Source organism: Serratia sp. FDAARGOS_506, from assembly GCF_003812745.1.
Taxonomy (GTDB): domain Bacteria; phylum Pseudomonadota; class Gammaproteobacteria; order Enterobacterales; family Enterobacteriaceae; genus Serratia.
Genome location: NZ_CP033831.1, coordinates 731,445 through 757,699, shown reverse-complemented (window position 1 = coordinate 757,699; position 26,255 = coordinate 731,445). Strand labels below are relative to the sequence as shown.

The following is a 26,255-nucleotide window of genomic DNA, read 5'->3' as shown; positions in this document are numbered from 1 at the left end:
ATTTACTCGTTGGCCGGGAGTTGCGATGGAAGATCAATATCCTGCACGACGCCGGGGTGCTCAAGCGGCAGCAGGTGCACTGCCGCGCCTTGCAGCAGTTCACGCGCACCATTATCGCCGCGCAGTTGGCAAAGTGGTTTGCGCAATAGAGCGGAAAAGCCGACCGGGTGACCGGGCTGTTGCGCATAACAGGGGCGCACGATCGCGTGTTGCCGTAAGGCGCTCGCCACCTGCCGGAAGACATCGGCACCGACGAACGGCATATCGGCCAGGTGGATCAGCCAGCCTTGCCAGTGCGGCGTGGCCGCAACGCCCGCGGCGATAGAGTCGCCGAGGCCCGCGCTGGCGAGCAGGGTGACCGGCACCTGATTAGCGGCACAGGCTGCCAGCACCGGCAGATTATCCGGGCGGGTCACCACCTGCACCGGTAGCCCGGAAGCCAGCGCCTGGCGCAGGGTGTGTTCGAACAGCGATCGCCGCTCGCCTGCCGCATCGGCAAACCCGGCGTTCAATTTGTTGCCCTGGCCGCCGGCCTGAATAAAGCGCTCCCCGCGTCCGGCGGCGGTAATGACAATGCCCGTAGTCATGTTTGAAGTCCGCGTTTGCGCAAATTATTTATTAGCCTACAAACTACCTGTGTTTTGCAAATGTTTTTTTGTTGAAAACATCCTGTTAATCATCACATAATTTTAGTTATAAGCATATGCTTATGACGTCTACGGCAAGGTCGTCAGCGTTTGCGCAACAACACCGCGAACAAAAACCAATTACAAGAAAGACGTGAAGGACTTATTTATGAGCAATTTCAACCCGTCGCGGCGCCGCTTTATCAAAAGCGCCGTGATTGCGGGGGTGTCTGTGTATCTCGCGCCCCTGTACAGCAGCGCCTACGCCGCGCTGTTCGAGCAAAAAATCCTCCAGTCACCCAACTGGGATCCGCAGACCAAACGCGTCCGTTTCCGTATCGACGGCCGCGCCAAGGTCATGGGGCAGAAGGTGTTCGCGCGCGATATCCGCGCGGTGGACATGCCGCACTGGCCGCAGAAACAGGCGCACGCCTTCATTCTGCGCGTCACCAAAGCCGATCGGCTGTTCGAAGGGGTCGATCTGTCGTTGTTGGGGGATGACCTGCAGCCGGATCGCCTGGTGACGGCGGAAGATCTGGCGCGCGACGGTCTGGCCTTCCCGGCGTTTTACGGTGACGACATGCTGCTGCCGAGTGGCAAAACCCCGGCCTATCTCGGCCAGGCGGTGGCGATTCTGATCTATCACGACTTCGCCCGTTTCCGCTTCGCTAAGGACAAGCTGAAATTCCGTGAAGAAACCATCAAATACGGCGCGGTCACCGGCCCGCTGGAGCGCGATCCCTGGGGCAGCTTCCGCTATGTGCGGGTGGGGGGCGAACAGCCGTTCGACGACGATCGCTTCTCCAGCCTGAAGGACACGCCGATCTTCCCGGTGTCGATGAAAAAACACCTGCCGGTGTGGCCGGAAGGGCGCGAGGGCGGCAAGCTGGATCAGGAAGGCATGCGCTATGCGGGCCTGATCGCCGACGAGTTGGCGAATCCGCCGGCCGATTGGCTGGTGATGTCACGCCGTTACACCACGCAGTCGATCGACACTTCGGCGCTGGAGCCGGACAACGCCAACGGCTGGTTCGACGCCGAGACGCAAACGCTGCATCTGGTGGTGCCGACCCAGTCGCCGCAGGAAGTGGCTGACGAAATGCCGCGCATGCTGGCCAAGCGCAACCCGCCGGTAAAACAGCTGATCCTGCACCCGTGTTACACCGTGGGCTACGGTTCGAAAGATCACTATAACTTTCCGTATTACGGCGCGGTGGCGGCGATGTACGGCGACGGCCACCCGGTGCGCCTGGCCAACGACCGCTTCGAGCAGTTCCAGACGGCGTTGAAGCGCCACGCTTTCGACATGAACTACCGTATCGCGGTGAATCGCCAGACCGGCGTCATGCAGTCGTTCCTCGGGGATATGACCGCGGACGGCGGCGGCCGCAGCAACTTTACCCCTTCGGTGGTGATGGTCGGCGCGACCGCCGCCCAGTCGATTTACTACTTCCCGAAAAGCGATCTGTCGTCGGTCGGGCTGGCCTCACGCGCCATCGACGCCGGCTCGGCGCGCGGTTACGGCACGCTGCAGAGCATGGCCGCCACCGAGATGATGGTGGATGAGCTGGCCGCCGAACTGAAGATCGATCCTATCGAATTCCGCCTGCGTAACGTGCTGAAATCCGGCATGAAAAATACCCAAGGTGCGATCCCGGCCGGTGCGATTCGTGCCGATGAAGTGCTGGAGAAGGCGGCGAAGCATGAGATATGGCTCAAGCGCGCCGAACGCAAGGCCGAGTTTGAGAGCCGTCATCCCGGCAAGCGCTATGGCGTTGGCTTTGGCTGCGTGCAGAAAGACTTCGGCACCGGAGCAGAAACCTCGTTCGCCCGGGTGGAATTGAGCGAAGACGGCCGTATCACGCTGCATCACAGCGGCGCGGAGATGGGCACCGGCATGTCGACCTCGCAGTCGGTGCTGTGCGCGCAGTGGCTGGGCAAACCGGCCGACGAAGCGCATTTCTCGGTCACTGACTGGTCGGTGCTGCCGATGGTCACCAGCGGCGATCCTTACCTGATGTCGCAGGAAGAGCAGGACAAGCTGCAAACCAACCCTAACTGGACGCCGAGCTACTGTTCGCCGTCCAGCGCCAGCAACTCGGCCTATTACTTCTCGCACAGCACCCGCGAAGCGGCGCGCCTGATCTTCGATCACGGCCTGTGGCCGGCGGCGATGGCGCTGTGGCAGGCCGGCATCGGCGGCGGCCAGGCGGCGCCGCTGGTGGTGCGGCGTGAGGATGCGCGTTGGGTCGAAGGCGGCCTGACGGCGGCGGGCATGTCGGTGCTGAGCCTCGAATTGCTGGCCAAGACGGCTTATCAAATGGGCGGCGTCACCGGCGCGGCGGTGCACGTCTTCAACCGCTGGCAGTGGGCGGAGGCCGATTTTACGTTGAACGGCAAAAGCGAACGCCTGCCGATCGACGGCATGTCGCTGCGCAACGCCGGCGGCGAATTCAAACCGCTGGCGCGCGGGCAAGTCTACTACCCGCCAACCCAGCGCAACAATGCGGCGGTGACCTACTACAGCGCCGTTGGCACGCTGGCGGAAGTGGCGGTGGATATCGCCACCGGCCAGGTGGAATTGTTGAATCACCATTCGATCATGGAGTGCGGCAACCTGATCGTGCCGGAACTGGTTTCCGGCCAGCTGCAGGGCGGGCTGGCGATGGGCATCGGCCATGCGCTGCACGAATATTTACCACTGTACGAAGACGGCCCGGGCAACGGTACCTGGAACTTCAACCGTTACCATCTGCCGCGCGCCAGCGACGTGGCGGTGTGGAAACAGAGCGGTGACATCCTGCCGGCGCTGTCGGAAACCGATCCGCCGAAAGGCATGGCGGAGGTGGTGATGATCCCGATTGTGGCCGCCCTGGTTAACGCCATCGCCGACGCCACCGGCCACCGTTTCCGTGATTTGCCCGTTCGTGCAGAAAATATTCGTGAGGTATTACAATGAGCATTAAAACCCAGCCGATCTCCCTGACCATCAACGAGAAGCAGTACGGCCCGATCGAGGTGCCGGAAGGCCTGATGATGATCGATTTCCTGCACGAGTACCTTGACCTGACCGGCTCGCGCCTCGGCTGCGGGCAGGGCATTTGCCACGCCTGCGTGGCGATCGTCGATCACCCGAGCGGCACCAGCGAAGAGGTGCGCACCTGCATCACCGGCGCGCATTTCTTCAACGGCAAGAAAGTGCGCACCGTCGAAGGCCACGCCAAGGTGGACGAACAGGGCGAGGTGGTTGAGCTGTCGCCGATCCAGCAGGCGTTTCTGGAGCACTACAGCTTCCAGTGCGGCTACTGCACGCCGGGCTTCGTCAACGCCGCCACCATTTTCGTGGAAAAGCTCAAGCGTGAGCCTATCGCTCGCGAGCAGCTGGAAAGCGCCATCGAACAGGCGCTGGACAGCCACATCTGCCGCTGCACCGGCTACGTGCGCTACTACGAAGCGGTGCGCGACGTGGTGCTGAAAACGCCGGGCCTGCTGAAGGAGACGGCGCAATGAAAAAACGTCTTGCAGTGTTGATTTTGCTGGTGGCGATCGTGGTGATTGCGCTGCTCTGGTGGCGGGAAAACCGCCGTTACGACGGCCCGGTGCAGCAGGTGACCGCCGGCGCCGAACAGATCGCCCGCGGCCGCTATCTGGCGCAGGCCGCTGACTGCGCTGCCTGCCATACCGCCAGCGGCGGGGCGCCGTTGGCCGGCGGCTATCCGCTGGAAACGCCGTTCGGCACGATTTACGGCAGCAATCTGACGCCGTCGGCCGACCACGGCATCGGGCGCTGGACCAAGGACGACTTCTTCCTGGCGCTGACGCAGGGCGTGGCGCCGGGCGGGCGACATCTGTACCCGGCGATGCCTTACACCTCGTACAAGGGCATGTCGCGTCAGGACGCCGACGACATCTACGCTTACCTGATGACGCGTCCGGCGGTGGATGTCGCCATTCCGGCCAACGAGATGCCGTTCCCGTTCAACCAGCGCATGGCGCTGATCGGCTGGAACCTGCTGTTCCGCAGCCAGGATCCTCTGCCGGCCAGTTCGCAGGGCAATTCGCCGCAATGGCAGCGCGGCCGCTATCTGGCCGATGTGCTGGGCCACTGTGGCGAATGCCACACGCCGCGTGGCGTGCTGGGGCAGATGGATCTCGCCAAGCCGATGCAGGGCGGCGATCTCGGCCGCTTCATGGCGCCGGACATTACGCCGCACGGTCTGGCACAGCGCGGCTGGACGCCGCAGGACGTCAGCCGCTTCCTCAGCACCGGTCTCGCGCCGCAGGGTTCCGCCTTCAGCGAGATGCACATGGTGGTGGATCTCAGCACCCGTCATTTAACGCCGGAAGACCACCAGGCGCTGGCGCTGTATCTGATGGGCGAGCAGCCGCCGGCGGCAGTGCCGGTGAAAATGGGCCAGGGCAACGATACCGGGCGTATGGCCTATCTGGATCAGTGCGCCGGCTGCCATGCGCGTGAAGGCGAGGGCAAACCGCACGTCGCACCGGCGATGCGCGATAACGCCACGCTGCGCCAGGCGGACGGCAAGAACCTGATCGTGTCGGTGCTGGACGGCTTGCCGGCCCAGCAATTCCCGAACGGCGAAAGCATGCAGAGCATGCCGGGCTTCGGCGAGCGGCTGAGCGATGCCGAAGTGGCGGAGCTGGTGAATTACCTGCGCGTGACCTGGGGCGGCTTGCCGGCGGACATCACCGCCGAGCAGGTGAAAGCGCTGCGCAAGTAAGCGGCGTTCAGGCGAAAAAAATGGCCCGCATCTGCGGGCCATTTTATTGCGCGGTCACGGGGTTCAACGGCTGGTGACGCCGTCGACGCGTTGGCTGCGCTGTTTGATGGCGTAACCAACGGCCAGGATCGCCACCCATACCGGGATCAGCAGCACCGAGATTTGAATGCCCGGCGTCAGGTACATGATCACCAGGATGCCGGCCATGAACAGCAGGCACAGGTAGTTGCTGAACGGGTACCAGAACGCCTTGAACTTCGGCACCACGCCTTCGCGGTTTTTGGCGGCGCGGAACTTCAGGTGCGCCAGGCTGATCATCGCCCAGTTGATCACCAGCGCCGATACCACCAACGCCATCAATAGCTCGAAGGCACGGCCAGGGATCAGGTAGTTAATCAGTACGCACAGCGCGGTGGCGAGGGCGGAAATGCCGATGGCCACCACCGGCACGCCGCGGCCGTCGACCTTCAGCAGGCTTTTCGGGCCGTTACCTTGTTGCGCCAGGCCGTACAGCATGCGGCTGTTGCAGTAGACGCAGCTGTTGTAGACCGACAGCGCGGCGGTGAGCACCACGATGTTCAGCACGGTCGCCACCAGGTTGCTGTTCAGCGCGTGGAAGATCAGCACGAACGGGCTGCCGCCTTCGACCACCTTGCCCCACGGGTACAGCGACAACAGAATGGCCAGTGAACCGATATAGAAAATCAGGATGCGGTAGATCACCTGATTGGTGGCTTTCGGAATGCTTTTTTGCGGGTTGTCGGCTTCGGCGGCGGTGATGCCGACCAGCTCGAGGCCGCCGAAGGAGAACATGATCACCGCCATCGCCATCACCAGGCCCATGACGCCGTTCGGGAAGAACCCGCCCTGCGCCCACAGGTTGGTGACGGTGGCTTCCGGGCCGCCCATGCCGCTGAACAACAGGTAGGCGCCGAACACGATCATGCCGATAATCGCCACCACCTTGATGATGGCGAACCAGAATTCCATCTCACCGTAAACTTTGACGTTGGCCAGGTTGATGGCGTTGATCGCCAGGAAGAACACCGCGGCGGAGACCCAGGTGGGGATCTCCGGCCACCAGTACTGCACGTAGATGCCGACCGCTGTCAGCTCCGCCATCGCCACCAGGACATACAACACCCAGTAGTTCCAGCCGGAAGCGAAGCCGGCGAAGTTGCCCCAGTATTTGTAGGCGAAGTGGCTGAAGGAACCGGCAACCGGTTCTTCCACCACCATTTCCCCCAGCTGGCGCATGATCAGAAACGCGATGAAGCCACCGATGGCGTAACCGAGAATAACCGACGGGCCGGCCATTTTTATTGTTTGAGCGATACCGAGAAATAACCCGGTGCCGATTGCGCCACCTAAGGCGATGAGCTGAATATGGCGGTTTTTCAGGCCGCGTTTCAGCTGGTCACCATGCTGTTGACCATCCATCAATCTAACCCTCTGTCGTTGCGAATGACCACATGCCTGTAAAGCAGTGGTTACGATGTGTGTTTTGTTTTATTTACGACGTTATATCTATTAATTCCACGGCGCCGCTACCGTTTGGCAGAGAATAATGTTATGCGCGTCAGTTTGCACCTGCTTTGTCGTGTGAGTGATTAAGATTGCAGCAGTTTAGGAAACAAAATGCGGGTTGTGTGACGGCAGGGGGGATTCAGTGCATGAAATAAGCAACAAATCACATAATGCGCAAAAATAACGTAGATCTGAACGGTGGGGTGCGTTCAAATAATGAACGAACCATCGTTGCGCTGCTCGCCAAATAGTCATTCATCAAAGCGTAATAACCATGCAATAAAACTTGGGCAAAAAGTTTGCACTCTTCCTTGCGTAAGGTTTGGTAAAAGTTAAATCCCCAACCCGGCGCGTAAATGGTAATACCATCACGGCGTTACCGGTTTGCAGCGGGGTTTTCAGCGGGGTGTTAAAATGTGCGGGTAACCTGATTTCGATCAAGGCCCGTATGGACAGGAGGTGAATACTTTGTTACTTTACCGTCACGTTTTTGAAATTGGTATTACCAATTGACTCCGCGCCATTCGCAGAGAAGAATTCACTCATGGCCTACAGCAAAATCCGCCAACCCAAGTTGTCAGATGTTATCGAGCAACAGCTCGAATACCTGATCCTCGAGGGGACACTGCGCCCAGGCGAAAAACTGCCTCCGGAGCGCGAGCTGGCGAAACAATTTGATGTCTCCCGTCCTTCTCTGAGAGAGGCCATTCAGCGCCTGGAAGCGAAAGGGTTGCTCCTGCGCCGTCAGGGCGGCGGCACCTTCGTGCAAACTAATCTGTGGCAGAGCTTCAGCGATCCGCTGGCCGAGCTGCTGGCCGACCATCCCGAATCACAGTTCGATCTGCTGGAAACCCGTCACGCGCTGGAAGGCATTGCCGCCTATTACGCGGCGCTGCGCGGCACCGATGAAGATCTGGCGCGCATCCGCGACTGCCACATCGTGATTCAACAGGCTCAAGACAGCGGCGATCTCGACGCCGAAGCCGATGCGGTCATGCAGTATCAAATCGCCGTGACCGAAGCTGCCCACAACGTTGTGTTACTTCACCTGCTACGCTGCATGGGGCCGATGCTGGAACAGAACGTGCGTCAGAACTTTGAATTGCTCTACTCGCGCCGTGAGATGTTGGCAAAAGTGAGCAGCCACCGCGCCGGAATTTTTGAGGCGATTGTGGCACGCGAGCCGGAAAAGGCCCGTGAAGCCTCGCATCGCCACTTGGCGTTTATCGAGGAAATCTTGCTGGATCTCAGCCGGGAGCATACTCGGCGCGAGAGATCGCTACGGCGTCTCCAGCAACGCAAGGATTAAGAGCTGTCCTCTTCAGGGTACACCAGCCTGCGGGGGTTAAGTTCGAGGTACTTAGTTAAGTACTTAAGCGGCAACTAAACTGATGGGCCTGTCTTCGTGTGTTTTTGCACAGAGCACAGGAAGACAGGCTCCAAACAAACCATTAGACAGATAAGGAATACCACCATGTCAGAACGTTTAAACAATGACGTGGATCCGATCGAAACCCGCGACTGGCTGCAGGCGATCGAATCGGTCATCCGTGAAGAGGGTGTTGAGCGAGCTCAGTTTCTGATTGATCAGGTATTGGGAGAAGCCCGCAAAGGCGGCGTTAACGTTGCGGCTGGTGCTGCAGCGCACAACTACGTCAACACCATCGCGGTAGAAGACGAACCGGCCTACCCAGGCAACCTGGATCTGGAACGCCGCATTCGTTCAGCGATCCGTTGGAACGCGATCATGACCGTTCTGCGCGCATCCAAAAAAGACCTGGAGCTGGGCGGCCACATGGCTTCCTTCCAGTCTTCCGCGACCTTCTATGAAGTCTGCTTTAACCACTTCTTCCGCGCACGCAACGAGAAAGACGGCGGCGACCTGGTGTACTTCCAGGGCCACATCTCTCCGGGCGTTTACGCGCGTGCCTTCCTTGAAGGCCGCCTGACCGAAGAACAAATGAACAACTTCCGTCAGGAAGTGCACGGCAATGGCCTGTCCTCTTACCCGCATCCTAAGCTGATGCCGGAATTCTGGCAGTTCCCGACCGTTTCCATGGGCCTGGGCCCAATCAGCGCCATCTATCAGGCGAAGTTCCTGAAATACCTGGAACACCGCGGCCTGAAAGACACCTCTGAGCAGACCGTTTACGCCTTCCTGGGCGACGGCGAGATGGATGAGCCGGAATCCAAAGGCGCCATCACCATCGCGACCCGCGAGAAGCTGGACAACCTGGTGTTCGTCATCAACTGCAACCTGCAGCGCCTGGATGGCCCGGTCACCGGCAACGGCAAGATCATCAACGAACTGGAAGGCATCTTCTCCGGCGCAGGCTGGCAGGTGCTGAAAGTGATCTGGGGCGGCCGTTGGGACGAACTGCTGCGTAAAGACACCAGCGGTAAACTGGTTCAGCTGATGAACGAGACCCTGGACGGCGATTACCAGACCTTCAAATCCAAAGACGGCGCTTACGTGCGCGAGCACTTCTTCGGCCGTTACCCGGAAACCGCGGCGCTGGTCAAAGACATGACCGACGACGAAATCTGGGCGCTGAACCGTGGTGGTCACGATCCGAAGAAAATCTTCGCTGCACTGAAAAAAGCGCAGGACACCAAAGGCAAACCGACCGTTATCCTGGCCCACACCATCAAAGGTTACGGCATGGGTGAAACTGCGGAAGGTAAAAACATCGCTCACCAGGTGAAGAAAATGAACATGGAAGGGGTTCACCACTTCCGCGATCGTTTCAACGTGCCGGTTGCCGATGCTGATATCGAAAAACTGCCGTACATCACCTTCGAGAAAGATTCCGAAGAATACAAATACCTGCACGAACGTCGCCAGGCGCTGAAAGGCTACGTGCCGACTCGTCTGCCGGAGTTCACCCAGAAGCTGGAAATGCCGGCGCTGGAAGATTTCAGCTCGCTGCTGGAAGAGCAGAACAAAGAGATCTCTACCACTATCGCCTTCGTGCGTGCCCTGAACGTGATGCTGAAGAACAAGTCGATCAAAGATCGCCTGGTGCCAATCATCGCCGACGAAGCGCGTACCTTCGGTATGGAAGGTCTGTTCCGTCAGATCGGTATCTACAGCCCGAACGGCCAGCAGTACACTCCGCAGGACCGTGAGCAGGTTGCTTACTACAAAGAAGACGAGAAAGGCCAAATCCTGCAGGAAGGCATCAACGAACTGGGCGCAGCGTCTTCCTGGCTGGCCGCAGCGACTTCTTACAGCACCAACGATCTGCCGATGATTCCGTTCTACATCTACTACTCGATGTTCGGTTTCCAACGTATCGGCGACCTGTGCTGGGCAGCGGGCGACCAACAGGCGCGCGGCTTCCTGATCGGCGGGACCTCGGGCCGTACTACTCTGAACGGCGAAGGTCTGCAGCACGAAGATGGCCACAGCCACATTCAGTCTCTGACCATCCCTAACTGCATCTCTTACGATCCGGCTTACGCGTACGAAGTGGCGGTAATCATGCACGATGGTCTGGTGCGCATGTATGGCGACAACCCAGAAAACGTGTACTACTACCTGACCACGCTGAACGAAAACTACCACATGCCTGCGATGCCGCAGGGTGCGGAAGAAGGTATCCGCAAGGGTATCTACAAGCTGGAAACGCTGGAAGGCAGCAAAGGCAAGGTACAGCTGCTGGGCTCCGGCGCCATCCTGCGCCACGTGCGCGAAGCTGCGCAGATCCTGGCGAAGGAATACGGCGTGGGTTCCGACACCTACAGCGTGACCTCGTTCACCGAACTGGCGCGCGACGGTCAGGACTGCGAGCGCTGGAACATGCTGCACCCAACCGAAACGCCACGCGTGCCTTACATCGCTCAGGTGATGAACGACGCGCCGGCGGTAGCTTCTACCGACTACATGAAACTGTTCGCCGAACAGGTTCGTACTTATGTGCCGGCCAGCGATTATCGCGTTCTGGGCACCGACGGCTTCGGTCGTTCGGACAGCCGCGAAAACCTGCGTCACCACTTCGAAGTCGATGCATCCTACGTGGTGGTTGCTGCTCTGGGTGAACTGGCTAAACGCGGTGAGATCGAAGCTTCTGTGGTTGCTGATGCAATCAAGAAATTCGACATCAACCCGGAAAAAGTTAACCCGCGTCTGGCCTAAGAGGTACTGAATAATGTCTATCGAAATCAACGTACCGGACATCGGTGCAGATGAAGTCGAAATCACCGAGATTCTGGTGAAGGTCGGCGATAAAGTTGAAGTGGAACAATCGCTGATCACCGTGGAAGGCGACAAGGCTTCCATGGAAGTGCCATCCCCGCAGGCGGGCGTGGTGAAAGAGATCAAAGTGGCGGTCGGCGATAAAACCGAAACCGGCAAACTGATCATGATCTTCGAAGCGGCAGGCGCAGCGGAAGCTGCACCGGCGGCGAAAGCGGAAGAAAAACCGGCGGCAGCAGCTGCTGCCCCGGCCGCCGCTGCAGCCAAAGACGTTGCCGTGCCGGACATCGGCGCCGACGAAGTCGAAGTGACCGAGGTCCTGGTGAAAGTGGGCGACAAGGTGGAAGCCGAGCAGTCCCTGATCACCGTTGAAGGCGACAAGGCTTCCATGGAAGTCCCTGCGCCGTTCGCGGGCACCGTGAAAGAGATCAAGATCGCGACCGGCGACAAAGTGAAAACCGGTTCCCTGATCATGGTGTTCGAAGTGGCCGGCGCCGCTTCCGCTGCGGCCCCGGCTGCGGCGCAAGCCCCTGCCGCCGCTGCAGCGCCTGCGGCCTCTGCGGCCAAAGACGTCGCCGTGCCGGATATCGGCGGCGACGAAGTCGAAGTGACCGAAGTGATGGTTAAGGTGGGCGACAAGGTTGCCGCCGAGCAGTCTCTGATCACCGTGGAAGGCGACAAGGCTTCCATGGAAGTGCCTGCGCCGTTCGCCGGTACCGTGAAAGAGATCAAGATCGCGACCGGCGACAAAGTGAAAACCGGCTCCCTGATCATGGTATTCGAAGTGGAAGGCGCTGCGCCTGCCGCCGCTGCTCCAGCTGCTAAAGCGGAAGCTGCGCCGGCTCCGGCCGCTGCTAAAGCTGCCGCTCCGGCTGCGAAAGCTGACGACAAAGGCGAGTTCGCCGAGAACGCGGCATACGTGCACGCGACCCCGGTCATTCGTCGCCTGGCGCGTGAATTCGGCGTTAACCTGGCGAAAGTGAAGGGTACAGGTCGTAAAGGCCGTATCCTGCGCGAAGACGTTCAGACTTACGTGAAAGACGCGGTGAAACGCGCTGAAGCGGCTCCGGCCGCTGCCGGCGGCGGTCTGCCAGGCATGCTGCCATGGCCGAAAGTGGACTTCAGCAAGTTCGGCGAGATCGAAGAAGTCGAAATGGGCCGCATCCAGAAGATCTCTGGCGCGAACCTGAGCCGCAACTGGGTGATGATCCCGCACGTGACTCACTTCGACAAAACCGATATCACCGATCTGGAAGCGTTCCGCAAACAGCAGAACGAAGAAGCGGCCAAGCGCAAGCTGGACGTGAAGTTCACGCCTGTCGTGTTCATCATGAAAGCCGTTGCTGCCGCTCTGGAGCAGATGCCGCGCTTCAACAGCTCGCTGTCCGAAGACGGTCAGAAGCTGACGCTGAAGAAATACATCAACATCGGCGTGGCGGTAGATACCCCGAACGGCCTGGTGGTTCCGGTGTTCAAGGACGTGAACAAGAAGAGCATCACCGAGCTGTCTCGCGAACTGATGACCATCTCCAAGAAAGCGCGCGACGGCAAGCTGACCGCGGGCGAGATGCAGGGCGGCTGCTTCACCATCTCCAGCCTGGGCGGCATCGGGACGACCCACTTCGCGCCGATCGTCAACGCGCCGGAAGTGGCTATCCTGGGCGTCTCCAAGTCTGCGATGGAGCCGGTCTGGAACGGTAAAGAGTTCATGCCGCGCCTGATGATGCCGATGTCGCTGTCCTTCGACCACCGCGTTATCGACGGTGCCGATGGTGCGCGCTTCATCACCATCATCAACAACATGTTGTCCGACATTCGCCGTCTGGTGATGTAATGCAAAAGGGGCGCAGCATGCTGCGCCCCTGACGATTCTGTAGCAGTTTTGTCGGATTTTGCATAACTCGACAAAATTGTTGAGACACGGGTCACTCGAACACGCTTTGCAGATTATTAACAATTCTGTAAACTGCTCGCGGTGTAAGCGTCCCGGTGGATGAAGGGCGTTATGAGATCGATTAGCAATAAAAATGACGTCTGACCCGCCGGACAATCAATTAAGAGGTCATGATGAGTACTGAAATTAAAACTCAGGTCGTGGTACTTGGGGCGGGCCCGGCAGGTTACTCTGCAGCCTTTCGTTGCGCTGACTTAGGTCTTGAAACCGTTCTGGTTGAACGTTATTCCACTCTGGGCGGGGTTTGCCTGAACGTGGGATGTATCCCTTCCAAAGCACTGCTGCACGTTGCCAAAGTGATCGAAGAAGCCAAAGCGCTGGCCGAACACGGCATCGTTTTCGGCGAGCCGAAAACCGACATCGACAAAGTGCGCGTCTGGAAAGAAAAAGTCATCACTCAGCTGACCGGCGGTCTGGCTGGCATGGCGAAAGGCCGTAAAGTGAAAGTGGTCAACGGCCTGGGCAAGTTCACCGGCGCTAACACCCTGGTTGTGGAAGGCGAAAACGGCCCAACCACCATCAACTTCGATAACGCCATCATCGCTGCAGGTTCTCGTCCGATCCAACTGCCATTCATTCCTCATGAAGATCCACGCGTGTGGGATTCTACCGATGCGCTGGAACTGAAAACCGTCCCAGAGCGTCTGCTGGTCATGGGCGGCGGCATCATCGGCCTGGAAATGGGCACCGTATACCATGCGCTGGGTTCACAGATCGACGTCGTTGAAATGTTCGATCAGGTTATCCCGGCGGCAGATAAAGACGTGGTGAAAGTCTTCACCAAACGTATCAGCAAGCAGTTCAACCTGATGCTGGAAACCAAAGTGACCGCGGTAGAAGCCAAAGAAGATGGCATCTACGTCACGATGGAAGGTAAAAAAGCGCCGGCAGAACCACAGCGTTACGACGCGGTGCTGGTGGCGATCGGCCGCGTGCCGAACGGCAAACTGCTGGATGCCGGCAAAGCTGGCGTTGAAGTTGACGAGCGTGGCTTCATCAACGTCGACAAACAGCTGCGCACCAACGTGCCGCACATCTTCGCTATCGGCGACATCGTCGGTCAGCCGATGCTGGCGCACAAAGGCGTGCACGAAGGCCACGTTGCCGCAGAAGTTATCGCCGGCATGAAGCACTACTTCGATCCGAAAGTGATCCCATCCATCGCTTACACCGAGCCGGAAGTGGCATGGGTGGGTCTGACCGAGAAAGAAGCGAAAGAGAAAGGCATCAGCTACGAAACCTCCACCTTCCCGTGGGCGGCTTCCGGCCGTGCGATCGCTTCCGACTGTGCAGACGGCATGACCAAACTGATCTTCGACAAAGAAACTCACCGCATCATCGGTGGCGCGATTGTCGGCACCAACGGCGGTGAGCTGCTGGGTGAAATCGGTCTGGCTATCGAGATGGGCTGCGACGCGGAAGACATCGCGCTGACCATCCACGCTCACCCGACCCTGCACGAATCCGTGGGCCTGGCGGCAGAAATCTACGAAGGCAGCATCACCGACCTGCCTAACCCGAAAGCCAAGAAGAAGTAATTCTGCTGGCTGACCGGTTAACAAGCGGCTCCTGAGAAGGGGCCGTTTTTTTTTGCTCAAACTCAGAAAGCGGTATTTTTGTGGCCGCTGCGCCAAATTCCGATCCCTCTGCTTATATCCTCTCTAACTCTATGGATATAATGCCCTGCTAGTCCGGCAGCCGATTACGCTGCGCTCAACGATTCAGCAAAGATTTAATGTTGCTTTTATGTGAACGAATTAACAACCGTTTCAAATCCTGATATGCTGGCTGAGCGGAACCGGGCACTGTACCTTACAGTCCAGGACATCGACAGCAGTGCCCCGTCAGGATAGATGGCATCAATATCGCCGTGCGCTCTACCCATCAGTCTTTCATGCTGTAACGCTGTTTGACCGTGCTTGTTTGCCCCAGACACCTTTTCGGGGCCTTTACGGGCCGATCGCCTAGCCACAGAGTGAAACCCCAAGGGTATAAACCCGGTTTGCATATACGCCAGGCACAATAAATGACAATGAGAGCGAGGAGAACGTCGTGCTAGAAGAATACCGTAAGCACGTAGCCGAGCGTGCTGCTGAGGGCATCGCCCCTAAGCCGCTAGACGCCACCCAAATGGCCGCGCTGGTCGAACTACTGAAGAATCCGCCAAAAGGCGAAGAAGAATTCCTGTTAGACCTGCTGATTAACCGTGTTCCACCGGGCGTCGACGAAGCCGCCTACGTCAAAGCAGGTTTCCTGGCGGCCATCGCCAAAGGCGAAGCGACATCCCCCCTGGTTACCCCCGAGAAAGCCATTGAACTGTTAGGCACCATGCAGGGCGGCTATAACATTCATCCGCTGATCGAAGCGCTGGACAACGAAACGCTGGCGCCTATCGCCGCGAAAGCGCTGTCCCACACGCTGCTGATGTTCGACAACTTCTACGACGTGGAAGAGAAGGCCAAGGCCGGTAACCCGCACGCCAAGCAGATCATGCAGTCTTGGGCCGACGCCGAATGGTACCTGTCACGCCCTGAGTTGGCGGAAAAGATCACCGTCACCGTGTTCAAAGTCACCGGCGAAACCAACACCGATGACCTTTCTCCGGCGCCGGACGCCTGGTCGCGCCCGGACATCCCGCTGCACGCGCTGGCGATGCTGAAAAACGAACGTGAAGGCATCGTGCCGGATCAGCCGGGCAGCGTCGGCCCGATCAAACAGATTGAGCTGCTGAACAAGAAAGGCTTCCCGCTGGCCTACGTCGGCGACGTGGTCGGCACCGGTTCTTCCCGTAAATCCGCCACCAACTCCGTGCTGTGGTTTATGGGCGACGACATCCCGCATGTGCCGAACAAGCGCGGCGGCGGCGTGGTGCTGGGCGGCAAGATTGCGCCTATCTTCTTCAACACCATGGAAGATGCCGGCGCCTTGCCAATCGAAGTGGACGTGTCCGAGCTGAACATGGGCGACGTGATTGACGTTTACCCGTACAAAGGTGAAGTGCGCAACCACGAAACCGGCGCGCTGATCGCCAACTTCGAGCTGAAAACCGACGTGCTGCTGGATGAAGTGCGCGCCGGCGGCCGTATCCCGCTGATCATCGGCCGCGGCCTGACCACCAAGGCGCGCGAAGCGCTGGGTCTGCCGCACAGCGACGTATTCCGTATCGCCAAGCCGGTTGCCGCCAGCAGCAAAGGCTTCTCGCTGGCGCAGAAAATGGTCGGCCGCGCCTGCGGCGTCGCCGGCATTCGCCCTGGCGAGTACTGCGAACCGAAGATGACCTCCGTCGGTTCTCAGGATACCACCGGCCCAATGACCCGCGATGAGCTGAAAGACCTGGCCTGCCTCGGCTTCTCCGCCGATCTGGTCATGCAGTCGTTCTGCCATACCGCCGCGTATCCGAAACCGGTCGACGTGACCACGCACCACACGCTGCCTGACTTCATCATGAACCGCGGCGGCGTCTCGCTGCGTCCGGGCGACGGCGTGATCCACTCCTGGTTGAACCGCATGCTGTTGCCTGACACCGTCGGCACCGGCGGCGATTCCCACACCCGCTTCCCGATCGGCATCTCCTTCCCGGCCGGTTCCGGCCTGGTGGCATTTGCCGCCGCGACCGGTGTGATGCCGCTGGATATGCCTGAGTCGGTGCTGGTGCGCTTCAAGGGCAAAATGCAGCCTGGTATCACCCTGCGCGATCTGGTGCACGCCATCCCTTACTACGCGATCCAGCAAGGCTTGCTGACCGTCGAGAAGAAGGGCAAGAAAAACATCTTCTCCGGCCGTATTCTGGAGATCGAAGGCCTGCCGGATCTGAAGGTCGAGCAGGCGTTTGAGCTGACCGATGCGTCCGCCGAACGTTCCGCCGCCGGTTGTACCATCAAGCTGGATAAAGCGCCGATCGAAGAGTACCTGAACTCCAACATCGTGCTGCTGAAGTGGATGATCTCCGAAGGCTACGGCGATCGCCGTACGCTGGAGCGCCGTATTCAGGGCATGGAAAAATGGCTGGCGGATCCGCAGCTGCTGGAAGGCGATGCGGATGCGGAATACGCGGCGGTGATCGACATCGATCTGAACGAGATCAAAGAGCCGATCCTGTGCGCGCCGAACGATCCTGACGATGCACGCCTGCTGTCCGACGTGGCCAACAGCAAAATCGATGAAGTGTTCATCGGTTCTTGCATGACCAACATCGGCCACTTCCGCGCGGCCGGCAAGCTGCTGGATCAGCACAAGGGCCAGCTGCCGACCCGTCTGTGGGTGGCGCCGCCAACCAAGATGGACGCGGCTCAGCTGACCGAAGAAGGCTACTACAGCGTCTTCGGCAAGAGCGGTGCGCGTATCGAGATCCCGGGCTGCTCGCTGTGCATGGGCAACCAGGCGCGCGTGGCGGACGGTGCGACGGTGGTCTCCACCTCGACCCGTAACTTCCCGAACCGTCTGGGCACCGGTGCCAACGTCTATCTGGCGTCTGCCGAACTGGCTGCGGTTGCGTCCCTGCTGGGCCGCCTGCCGACGCCGGACGAGTACCAGACCTATATGGCGCAGGTCGACAAGACGGCGGCGGATACCTACCGCTACCTGAACTTTGACCAACTGGGGCAGTACACCGAAAAAGCCGACGGCGTGATCTTCCAGACCGCCGTGTAAGCTGCGTTACCCTAAATAATTCGGATTGCGCGGCAACTGAATGAATCCCCGGAAGTTTGGCCGACCAAATGACCGGGGTGAATAAAGGCGGCTAACGCCGTTGCAATTCGAAGAATGCTGGGTAATATTGCGCAACTGTTTAACGGGAGGCCTTGGCCTCCCGTTTTATTTTGCTCAGTTGCCAACTTTGCGAGCGCTCACTGAGTTAGTCCGCCATTTATGTTTACACTAAGAAAAAGGGCTCAGGAGGGCATGCTATGGATTACGAATTTCTGCGTGACGTCACCGGTCAGGTGATCGTCAGATTTTCGATGGGGCATGAAGCGATTGGCCACTGGATCAACGAAGAAGTCAAAGGCGATTTCAACCTGTTGGACCGCATAGAAGCCGGCGCGGCCGGGGTCAAAGGCAGTGAACGTCAATGGCAGCTGGAAGGCCATGAATATACGCTGTTGATGGATGGCGAAGAAGTGATGATCCGCGCCAATCAGTTGGAGTTCGAGGGCGATGAAATGGAAGAGGGGATGAACTACTACGACGAAGAAAGCCTCTCATTCTGCGGCGTTGAGGATTTCCTGCTGGTGTTGAAGGCCTATCGTTCTTTCATGCTGAAGTACTAAGCATCAGGGCGCGGCGTGCCGCGCCCTTTCCATTACAGATGCGGGATATTGCGGCCGTAATAGATTTCCTGCATCTCTTTCCATAACAGATCGGTGATCTGCTTGCGTTCGGCGGCGCTCAGCGCTTCCGGTTCCGCGTTGAACAGGTAGTGCTTCAGATCGAAATCTTTCAGCAACATCTTGGTATGGAAGATATTTTCCTGGTAAACGTTCACGTCCATCATATGGTATAGCGCTTTAATGTCTTCCGACATAAAGTTCTGGATCGAATTGATCTCATGATCGATGTAATGCTTCACACCGTTCACGTCGCGGGTGAAACCGCGCACGCGGTAGTCCATGGTGACGATGTCGGATTCCAGCTGGTGAATTAAGTAGTTCAACGCCTTGAGGGGCGAAATGACGCCGCAGGTCGAAACCTCGATATCGGCGCGAAAGGTGCACAGCCCGCCTTCCGGATGGCTTTCCGGGTAGGTGTGTACGCAGATGTGGCTTTTGTCCAGGTGCGCGACGACCGTGTTCGGCAGCGGGCCGGGGTGTTCCGACGTATCGACGTCTTTCGGATCGATCGGCTCTTCGCTGACCAGGATGGTGACGCTGGCGCCCTGTGGCTCGTAGTCCTGACGTGCGATGTTCAGAATATTGGCGCCGATGATCGAACAGGTTTCGCTCAGGATCTCGGTCAGCCGGTTGGCATTATATTGTTCGTCAATGTAGGCGATATAGCCATCGCGATCGTCCGCGGTCTTGGCGTAACAAATATCGTAAATACAAAAACTCAGGCTCTTGGTCAGGTTGTTGAAGCCGTGCAGTTTTAGCTTATGCAATTTGGGCCACCTCCTTTATCTTCTCGCTTAACGTGTTACGTTCAGGGCATTGAGCAAATATTGCGGCAGGGCAAAACTGCCGACGTGAATTGCCGGGTTGTAATAACGGCAGTGTAAGCCGCTTTGGTTAAAGCGCTGTTGCAAGGTAGGCAGATCGAGCTGGCGCAGCGCCGGGTTCTGGCTCGCCCAGGCAAAGGTCATGATGCCGCCGTAATAGGTCGGGATCGCCGCCTGATAGAAGCTGACGTCGGTAAAATAGCGGCTCAGTTTAGCGTGGCTGTTGATCGCCTCGTCCTGCTGCAGGAAGCAGACGCCGTTTTGCGCGACGAAAATGCCGCCCTCATTCAGGCAACGGGCGCAGCCTTCATAAAACGCTGAAGTGAACAGGCTTTCGCCGGGGCCGATTGGATCGGTGCAGTCGGAGATGATCACATCGAACGTTTCATCGGTTTGGTTCACGAAGTTGACGCCGTCGTCGATCACCAGCTTGAAGCGCGGATCGTCATAGGCGCCGGCGCTGTGGTTAGGCAGATATTGGCGGCAAAACTCGACGACGCCGTCGTCGATCTCGACCATGGTGATCTGCTCCACGCCAGGGTGCCGGCTGACTTCGCGCAGCATGCCGCCGTCGCCGCCGCCGATGATCAGCACTTTCTTCGCCGCGCCGTGCGCCAGCAGCGGTACGTGGGTCAGCATTTCGTGATAGATAAACTCGTCGCGCTCGGTGGTTTGCACTACGCCGTCGAGCGCCATCACGCGCCCCAGCACCGGGTTCTCGAAGATCACCAGATCCTGATGATCGGTCTTCTCGCGGTACAGCACCTTCTCTACCGAGAAGTACTGGCCGAAGCCCGTATGCAGCGTTTCGTACCAAATTTCTTTCTGGGTCATGTGCGGGAAACTCCGTAATAACAGCCATGAAAAATCGGCGCAACATCATAGCTAACTCTGCCTGGCGATGCACGGTTGAATTTCAGACAGAGAGAGCGTTAGGCGGGCAATAGAAGGGGAAAAATTAATTGGCGTAGGCCAACAGGCTCAAAGAGTCGCGCGCCAGCGATTTGCATTTTTTAGGCGTTGGAATGGCGATGCCGCTGAGATCGCGATAGCTGTCTTCACCCAGCGCCTTCATATTGAAGCTGTTGTAGTTGCTCAAATCCCAGCGGTTTTGTTGTGCGAAATAGACGATGGCGCGTTTGATTTGCGCATTTGGCAAATCGTTGTAGCCGCAATCATTTTTCAAATAAATAAATACCGCCGTCAGATCGGCCAGATCTTCCGCCTCGGATTCATTCAGCGCCAGACTGGCGTTGGAGAAGCCCAGCATCGCCAGCAACAGCATCGATAACGTTGTTTTTTTCATCATGAAATAGGCCTGTTTGTCGTTTGCAGACGTTACCACACTTGCCTGTAAAGGCACCAAATTTTATTGCCGCTGGGCCTGGCATCGCGCTCTTTTGATTGTGAGGTATAGCTTAAAATACCGCCAGGAAAGGCTTGACCTTCCGCCAGGGGGAAGGTTTAGGCTGGCGGCATTGAGTTATGTCACTGAGAAAAGGGAGTCAGCGATGTTACGCCGTGATTTTATTAAATTAACCGCCGCGCTGGGCGCCGCGAGCGCATTGCCGTTATGGAGCCGGGCCGCCTGGGCGGCCGATCTGCCGGCCCTGCCGGTACCGCCGCTGTTGACGCCGGACGCGCAGGGAAAGATTGCGCTGGCGCTGCAGGCGGGGGAAACCCGCTGGTTGCCAGGCGTCGCCACCAAAACCTGGGGATTCAATGGCGCGCTGCTCGGGCCGGCGGTGAAGCTGCAGCGTGGTCAGCCGGTGACGGTCGACATCAAAAACAGCCTGGCTGAGGCCAGCACCGTCCACTGGCACGGCCTGGAAATTCCCGGCGACGTCGATGGCGGCCCGCAGGCATTGATCCATCCCGGCGCGACGCGCACGGTGAATTTCACCGTCGAGCAACCGGCGGCTACCTGCTGGTTCCACCCGCATACCCACGGTAAAACCGGCAGCCAGGTCATGATGGGGCTGGCGGGGTTGGTGCTGCTGGAAGATGAAGAGAGCGCCAAACTGCCGCTGCCGAAAACCTGGGGGCAGGATGATATTCCGGTGATCCTGCAGGATAAACGGCTGGGGAAAGACGCGCAGATCGAATACCGCCTGGACGTGATGAGTGCGGCGGTGGGTTGGTTTGGCGATCGCATGTTTACCAACGGCGCGCAGTATCCACAACATTTGGCGCCGCGCGGTTGGCTGCGCCTGCGTTTCCTCAACGGCTGCAACGCCCGCTCGCTGAATCTGGCGGCCAGTGACAACCGCCCGCTGTATGTCATTGCCAGCGACGGCGGTTTCCTGGCGGAGCCGGTGAAACTGACCGAGCTGCCGATGCTGATGGGCGAACGCTTTGAAGTGCTGGTCGATGCCTCGGATGGGAAAGCGTTCGATATCGTGACGCTGCCGGTGAAGCAGATGGGCATGACGTTGGCGCCGTTCGATCAACCGCTGCCGGTGTTGCGCATTCAGCCGTCGCTGGCGCAGGGCATCAAAACCATGCCGGATAGCCTGGTGAAGCTGCCGACGTTGCCTGCCACCACCGGCATCCAGGAGCGTTGGCTGCAGCTGATGATGGATCCGCAACTGGATATGCTCGGTATGCAGGCGCTGATGGATCGCTATGGTCACCAGGCGATGGCCGGCATGAGCATGAATCATGGCGCGATGGGCGGCACAGACATGAAAGGCATGGAGAAGGGCGGCATGCAGGGCATGGACCACGGTAACATGGGCACCATGAAGGGCATGGATCATGGCAATATGGCCGGAATGGATCACGGCGGCGCGCAGGGCAAAGCCAAACCGTTCGATTTCAGCCACGGCAACATGATCAACGGCAAGGCCTTCGATATGACCAAGCCGATGTTCGCCGCCAAGCGGGGCCAGTATGAAAAATGGACCATTTCCGGCGAGGGCGACATGATGTTGCACCCGTTCCACATTCACGGCACTCAGTTCCGCATCTTGTCGGAAAACGGCAAACCGCCGGCGGCACATCGTAGCGGCTGGAAGGATACGGTGCGCGTCGAAGGGTGGCGCAGTGAAGTGCTGGTGCGATTCGACCATCCGGCCAACAGCGAACATGCGTACATGGCCCACTGCCACCTGTTGGAGCATGAAGATACCGGCATGATGATGGGCTTCACCGTCGCCGATTGATGGCGGCCCGGCGCTCCGGTGGTGGCGCGCTCGCGTCGCCACCGCTTGGTTCAATGAAAGGAAGCCGTTATACTGATTAAAATATCAGCTGTTGAGGAGTGCATCATGCCGACAAAATTGGATCCCATCGTTTCTGAGTTTGAGACTCAAGAGCAGGCTGATAGTTACGATCGTTGGTTCAAAAGCACCGTGGAATCTTCCATCAATAGCGACTCCCCCCGTATTCCCCATGACGAAGTCATGGCCGGCGCTCGTCACATTATCGAGCAGGCGAAAGCCAAAAGAAAATCGGCCTGACCCTTATGTTAACCGTCAAATGGACTGACGAAGCAAAAACGGGTTTATATACGCTGTTGGCTTTTATCGCTGAGCGGAATCCACTTGCCGCTGAGGCTTTGTTGCAACGCATTGAAGAGTCGGTTATCCCGTTAGCGGAACATCCTTATCTATTCAGGCCAGGCAGGGTGAACGGGACTCGTGAAATGGTTGTTCATCCTAATTACATTGTGGTTTACCGCGTGCTGGCTGCACATATTGAAATAGTGAGTGTCTTGCACGCTCGTCAGGAATACCCTTAATAAAGAAAACTCCCCTGTCCGGGAGAGAGGCAAGTCGTAACGGCCTATGCTAAACTCTGCGCCTTTCTTCCGGCAACTGACCTGAATACTATGAAACACACTGTAGACGTAATGATTTCCGAGCAGGAAGTTAAGACCCGTATCGCCGAACTTGGCCGCCAGATCACCGAACATTACCGCGACAGCGGCAGTGACATGGTGCTGGTCGGGCTGCTGCGCGGCTCCTTCATGTTCATGGCCGATCTGTGCCGCGCGATCGACGTGCCGCACGAAGTCGATTTTATGACGGCCTCCAGCTACGGCAGCGGCATGTCCACCACCCGCGACGTGAAGATCCTCAAGGATCTGGACGAAGACATTCGCGGCAAAGACGTGCTGATCGTGGAAGACATCATCGATTCCGGCAACACGCTGAACAAAGTGCGCGAGATTTTGGCGCTGCGCGGGCCGAAATCGCTGGCGATTTGCACCTTGCTGGACAAGCCTGAGCGCCGTGAAGTGCAGGTGCCGGTCGAATATGTCGGCTTCTCGATCCCGGATGAGTTCGTGGTGGGGTATGGCATCGACTACGCTCAGCGCTACCGTCACCTGCCGTACGTCGGCAAAGTGGTGCTGCTGGACGAGTAATGGATGTGGGGCGCAGCCGGCCGCGCCCGCGGCGGGATTATACGCCCTTATCCTGCTTCAGCTTGGCTATCGCTTTGCGGTAGCCCATCTCCAGGCTCTCGCGGCTGGTCGCCAGCACTTCCATATCGCGCAGACGGCCGTCCTGAATGCCGTACACCCAACCGTGGATCATCACCTTCTGGCCGCGCTTCCAGGCGGACTGCATGATGGTAGAGTGACCCAGGTTGTACACCTGCTCAATGACGTTGATCTTGCACAGCATGTCGAAACGCTGCTCCGGCGGCAGCTCGCCCAGCAGCGAGCTGTGCTTGTACCACAGATCGCGAATGTGCAGCAGCCAGTTGTCGATCAAACCCAGTTCCGGGTTTTCCACCGCCGCCTGCACGCCGCCGCAGCCCAGGTGGCCGCAGATGATGATGTGTTCGACTTCCAGCACATCTACCGCATACTGCACCACCGACAGGCAGTTAAGATCGGTATGGATAACGAGGTTCGCCACGTTGCGGTGGACGAACAGTTCACCCGGCTCCAGGCCGGTCAGGCGTTCTGCGGGAACGCGGCTGTCAGAGCAACCAATCCATAAGAAACGGGGCTTTTGCGCCTGGGCTAAACGTTCAAAAAATTCCGGGTCTTCCTGACTGATGCTGGCCGACCAGGCTTGGTTGTTGGCGATAAGCTCTTCGATTTCTTTCATGGAGATTATTGACTCGTAACGAACAGATTGCGTTGGGGTAATATAGGGTAAGCGTCACAATTTGGAAATCGGAACAGTGGTGCAGCCTCATTTTCCGCACGGATTCGACTCAGTGGAAACGTCGCCGATGCTAGGATTATCGTTATTGTTTCAAGCCTCGCAGACAGGGGCGCGGCGGCATACTCATCGTCATAAGGTACTATTTTATATATGAATTATGCACTGGAATTAGCGCAGCTGACCAAGACTTACGCCGGTGGCGTCAAGGCGCTGCGCGGCATCGACCTGAGCGTCGAGGCGGGGGACTTTTATGCCCTTTTGGGGCCTAACGGCGCCGGAAAATCCACCACCATCGGCATCATCAGCTCGCTGGTGAACAAAACCGCCGGCAGCGTGCGGGTGTTCGGTTACGACATCGATAAAGACATCGTCAACGCCAAGCGTCAGCTCGGCCTGGTGCCGCAAGAGTTCAACTTCAACCCGTTCGAGACCGTGTTGCAGATCGTGGTTAACCAGGCGGGTTACTACGGCGTCACGCGGCGTGAAGCGATGGCGCGCGCCGAAAAATACCTCAATCAGCTGGATCTGTGGGGCAAGCGCAACGAGCGCGCCCGCATGTTGTCCGGCGGCATGAAGCGTCGCCTGATGATCGCCCGCGCGTTGATGCATCAGCCGAAGCTGCTGATCCTCGATGAACCGACCGCCGGGGTGGATATCGAGCTGCGCCGTTCGATGTGGGGCTTCCTGAAAGAGCTGAATGCCCAAGGCACCACTATCATCCTCACCACCCACTATCTGGAAGAGGCGGAGATGCTGTGCCGCAACATCGGCATCATCCAGAACGGGGAACTGGTGGAAAACACCTCGATGAAGGGGCTGCTGGCCAAGCTGAAGTCGGAAACCTTCATTCTCGATCTGGCGGCGAAGAGTCCGCTGCCGAAGTTGGACGGTTATCACAGCCGCTTGACGGATACCTCTACGCTGGAGGTGGAGGTGATGCGCGAGCAAGGGCTGAACGGCCTGTTCGCCCAGCTGAGCGCGCAGGGCGTGCAGGTGCTGAGCATGCGCAATAAGGCGAACCGCCTGGAAGAACTGTTTGTCACCCTGGTTAACGGCAATGGAGAAAAAGCATGACGCGTTTGTATTGGGTGGCCTTACAGAGCATCTGGGCCAAAGAGGTGAACCGCTTCGCGCGCATCTGGATCCAGACCCTGGTGCCGCCGGTGATCACCATGACGCTGTACTTCATCATCTTCGGCAATCTGATCGGTTCGCGCATCGGCGATATGCACGGCTTCAGCTACATGCAGTTCATCGTGCCCGGCCTTATCATGATGGCGGTGATCACCAACTCCTACGCCAACGTCGCCTCGTCGTTCTTTAGCGCCAAGTTCCAGCGCAACATTGAAGAACTGCTGGTGGCACCGGTGCCGACCCACGTGGTGATCGCCGGCTATGTCGGCGGCGGCGTGGCGCGCGGCATCTGCGTCGGCGTGCTGGTGACCATCATCTCGCTGTTCTTCGTGCCGCTGCAGGTACACGCCTGGTGGGTGATTGCGCTGACGCTGTTGCTGACGGCGATCCTGTTCTCGCTGGCGGGGCTGATCAACGCGGTGTTCGCGACCACCTTCGACGACATCAGCCTGATCCCGACCTTCGTCCTGACGCCGCTGACCTACCTGGGCGGGGTGTTCTATTCGCTGTCGCTGCTGCCGCCATTCTGGCAGGCGGTGTCCAAGCTGAACCCCATCGTCTATATGATCAGCGGTTTCCGTTACGGTTTCCTTGGCATCAACGACGTGCCGCTGGCGTTTACCATGGCGGTGCTGGTGGCGTTTATCGCGGTGTTCTATCTGCTGTCCTGGTATCTGATCGAGCGCGGCCGCGGTCTGCGCAGCTGATCATATCGCGCCCTCGCTTTCCCGGCGGGGGCGCTTTCTTGATTTGGCGCAGGCGGCGCGTAAATCAATAGAATTGCTCAAATAACCGCT

General features: G+C 58.5%; 21 protein-coding genes. 15 read left to right on the top strand and 6 right to left on the bottom strand.

Annotated features, from left to right (window positions below):
* Nucleotides 1-2: 2 nt before the first annotated feature.
* Nucleotides 3-587: an NTP transferase domain-containing protein gene (locus EGY12_RS03845; RefSeq protein WP_123892626.1), complete on the bottom strand. Its 585-nt coding sequence runs from the start codon at nt 585-587 to the stop codon at nt 3-5.
* A 208-nt stretch (nt 588-795) separates the two neighbouring features.
* Between EGY12_RS03845 and EGY12_RS03840 the strand changes: the two genes are divergently transcribed.
* The 3 genes from EGY12_RS03840 to EGY12_RS03830 are packed head-to-tail and all read left to right on the top strand — an operon-like array spanning nt 796 to nt 5,368.
* On the top strand, nt 796-3,585 hold the full coding sequence (locus tag EGY12_RS03840; protein WP_123892625.1) for a xanthine dehydrogenase family protein molybdopterin-binding subunit: 2,790 nt from the start codon (nt 796-798) through the stop codon (nt 3,583-3,585).
* A complete protein-coding gene (locus EGY12_RS03835) occupies nt 3,582-4,136 on the top strand; it encodes a (2Fe-2S)-binding protein (RefSeq protein WP_038879260.1) in 555 nt (184 codons plus the stop codon). Before EGY12_RS03840 ends, EGY12_RS03835 begins: the two co-directional genes overlap by 4 nt.
* Nucleotides 4,133-5,368 (top strand): cytochrome c, encoded by a 1,236-nt coding sequence (locus tag EGY12_RS03830; protein WP_123892624.1) that lies wholly within the window; start codon nt 4,133-4,135, stop codon nt 5,366-5,368. The genes EGY12_RS03835 and EGY12_RS03830 overlap by 4 nt, the downstream gene beginning before the upstream one ends.
* A 63-nt stretch (nt 5,369-5,431) precedes the next feature.
* On the opposite strand, the gene EGY12_RS03825 is transcribed toward EGY12_RS03830, so the two are convergent.
* Nucleotides 5,432-6,808, bottom strand: a complete 1,377-nt coding sequence (locus tag EGY12_RS03825) for an amino acid permease (RefSeq protein WP_048234660.1) — start codon at nt 6,806-6,808, stop codon at nt 5,432-5,434.
* 631 nt (nt 6,809-7,439) lie between these two features.
* Here EGY12_RS03825 and pdhR point away from each other — a divergent pair.
* The 6 genes from pdhR (at nt 7,440) to yacL (ending at nt 18,317) form a co-directional block, all read left to right on the top strand.
* Nucleotides 7,440-8,204 (top strand): pyruvate dehydrogenase complex transcriptional repressor PdhR, encoded by a 765-nt coding sequence (pdhR, locus tag EGY12_RS03820; RefSeq protein ID WP_004937490.1) that lies wholly within the window; start codon nt 7,440-7,442, stop codon nt 8,202-8,204.
* 165 nt (nt 8,205-8,369) lie between these two features.
* Nucleotides 8,370-11,033, top strand: coding sequence for a pyruvate dehydrogenase (acetyl-transferring), homodimeric type (gene aceE, locus EGY12_RS03815; RefSeq protein WP_123892623.1), 2,664 nt, complete (start codon nt 8,370-8,372; stop codon nt 11,031-11,033).
* A gap of 13 nt (nt 11,034-11,046) precedes the next feature.
* Entirely contained in the window at nt 11,047-12,927 is a 1,881-nt protein-coding gene (aceF, locus tag EGY12_RS03810; RefSeq protein WP_123892622.1) for a pyruvate dehydrogenase complex dihydrolipoyllysine-residue acetyltransferase, read from the top strand.
* 233 nt (nt 12,928-13,160) lie between these two features.
* Complete coding sequence (gene lpdA, locus EGY12_RS03805) at nt 13,161-14,585, top strand: dihydrolipoyl dehydrogenase (protein ID WP_004937500.1); 1,425 nt, start codon at nt 13,161-13,163, stop codon at nt 14,583-14,585.
* Between the two features lie 514 nt (nt 14,586-15,099).
* Nucleotides 15,100-17,697 carry a bifunctional aconitate hydratase 2/2-methylisocitrate dehydratase gene (acnB, locus tag EGY12_RS03800; protein WP_033635927.1) on the top strand — a complete coding sequence of 866 codons (2,598 nt, stop codon included), beginning with the start codon at nt 15,100-15,102 and terminating at the stop codon, nt 17,695-17,697.
* 257 nt (nt 17,698-17,954) lie between these two features.
* Nucleotides 17,955-18,317 (top strand): protein YacL, encoded by a 363-nt coding sequence (yacL, locus tag EGY12_RS03795; protein ID WP_123892621.1) that lies wholly within the window; start codon nt 17,955-17,957, stop codon nt 18,315-18,317.
* Between the two features lie 32 nt (nt 18,318-18,349).
* Here yacL and speD read toward each other — a convergent pair whose 3' ends face one another.
* The 3 genes from speD to EGY12_RS03780 all read right to left on the bottom strand — a co-directional run bounded on the left by speD (nt 18,350) and on the right by EGY12_RS03780 (nt 20,507).
* On the bottom strand, nt 18,350-19,144 hold the full coding sequence (gene speD / locus EGY12_RS03790; protein ID WP_004937510.1) for an adenosylmethionine decarboxylase: 795 nt from the start codon (nt 19,142-19,144) through the stop codon (nt 18,350-18,352).
* 27 nt (nt 19,145-19,171) lie between these two features.
* Nucleotides 19,172-20,035 carry a polyamine aminopropyltransferase gene (gene speE / locus EGY12_RS03785; RefSeq protein ID WP_123892620.1) on the bottom strand — a complete coding sequence of 288 codons (864 nt, stop codon included), beginning with the start codon at nt 20,033-20,035 and terminating at the stop codon, nt 19,172-19,174.
* Between the two features lie 124 nt (nt 20,036-20,159).
* Complete coding sequence (locus EGY12_RS03780) at nt 20,160-20,507, bottom strand: YacC family pilotin-like protein (protein WP_004937515.1); 348 nt, start codon at nt 20,505-20,507, stop codon at nt 20,160-20,162.
* A gap of 205 nt (nt 20,508-20,712) precedes the next feature.
* Here EGY12_RS03780 and cueO point away from each other — a divergent pair, with 205 nt between their 5' ends.
* The 4 genes from cueO (at nt 20,713) to hpt (ending at nt 23,570) form a co-directional block, all read left to right on the top strand.
* Nucleotides 20,713-22,365: a multicopper oxidase CueO gene (gene cueO / locus EGY12_RS03775; protein ID WP_123892619.1), complete on the top strand. Its 1,653-nt coding sequence runs from the start codon at nt 20,713-20,715 to the stop codon at nt 22,363-22,365.
* 105 nt (nt 22,366-22,470) lie between these two features.
* Nucleotides 22,471-22,662, top strand: a complete 192-nt coding sequence (locus EGY12_RS03770) for a stability determinant (protein WP_123892618.1) — start codon at nt 22,471-22,473, stop codon at nt 22,660-22,662.
* 5 nt (nt 22,663-22,667) lie between these two features.
* Nucleotides 22,668-22,943 carry a type II toxin-antitoxin system RelE/ParE family toxin gene (locus EGY12_RS03765; protein ID WP_049208401.1) on the top strand — a complete coding sequence of 92 codons (276 nt, stop codon included), beginning with the start codon at nt 22,668-22,670 and terminating at the stop codon, nt 22,941-22,943.
* 90 nt (nt 22,944-23,033) lie between these two features.
* Entirely contained in the window at nt 23,034-23,570 is a 537-nt protein-coding gene (gene hpt, locus EGY12_RS03760; protein WP_048234659.1) for a hypoxanthine phosphoribosyltransferase, read from the top strand.
* A gap of 37 nt (nt 23,571-23,607) precedes the next feature.
* On the opposite strand, the gene can is transcribed toward hpt, so the two are convergent.
* Nucleotides 23,608-24,264 carry a carbonate dehydratase gene (can, locus tag EGY12_RS03755; RefSeq protein ID WP_123892617.1) on the bottom strand — a complete coding sequence of 219 codons (657 nt, stop codon included), beginning with the start codon at nt 24,262-24,264 and terminating at the stop codon, nt 23,608-23,610.
* A gap of 210 nt (nt 24,265-24,474) precedes the next feature.
* Here can and EGY12_RS03750 point away from each other — a divergent pair, with 210 nt between their 5' ends.
* Entirely contained in the window at nt 24,475-25,398 is a 924-nt protein-coding gene (locus EGY12_RS03750) for an ABC transporter ATP-binding protein (protein ID WP_015379030.1), read from the top strand.
* Nucleotides 25,395-26,165, top strand: coding sequence for an ABC transporter permease (locus EGY12_RS03745; RefSeq protein WP_004937535.1), 771 nt, complete (start codon nt 25,395-25,397; stop codon nt 26,163-26,165). The genes EGY12_RS03750 and EGY12_RS03745 overlap by 4 nt, the downstream gene beginning before the upstream one ends.
* The last annotated feature ends 90 nt before the right edge of the window (nt 26,166-26,255 follow it).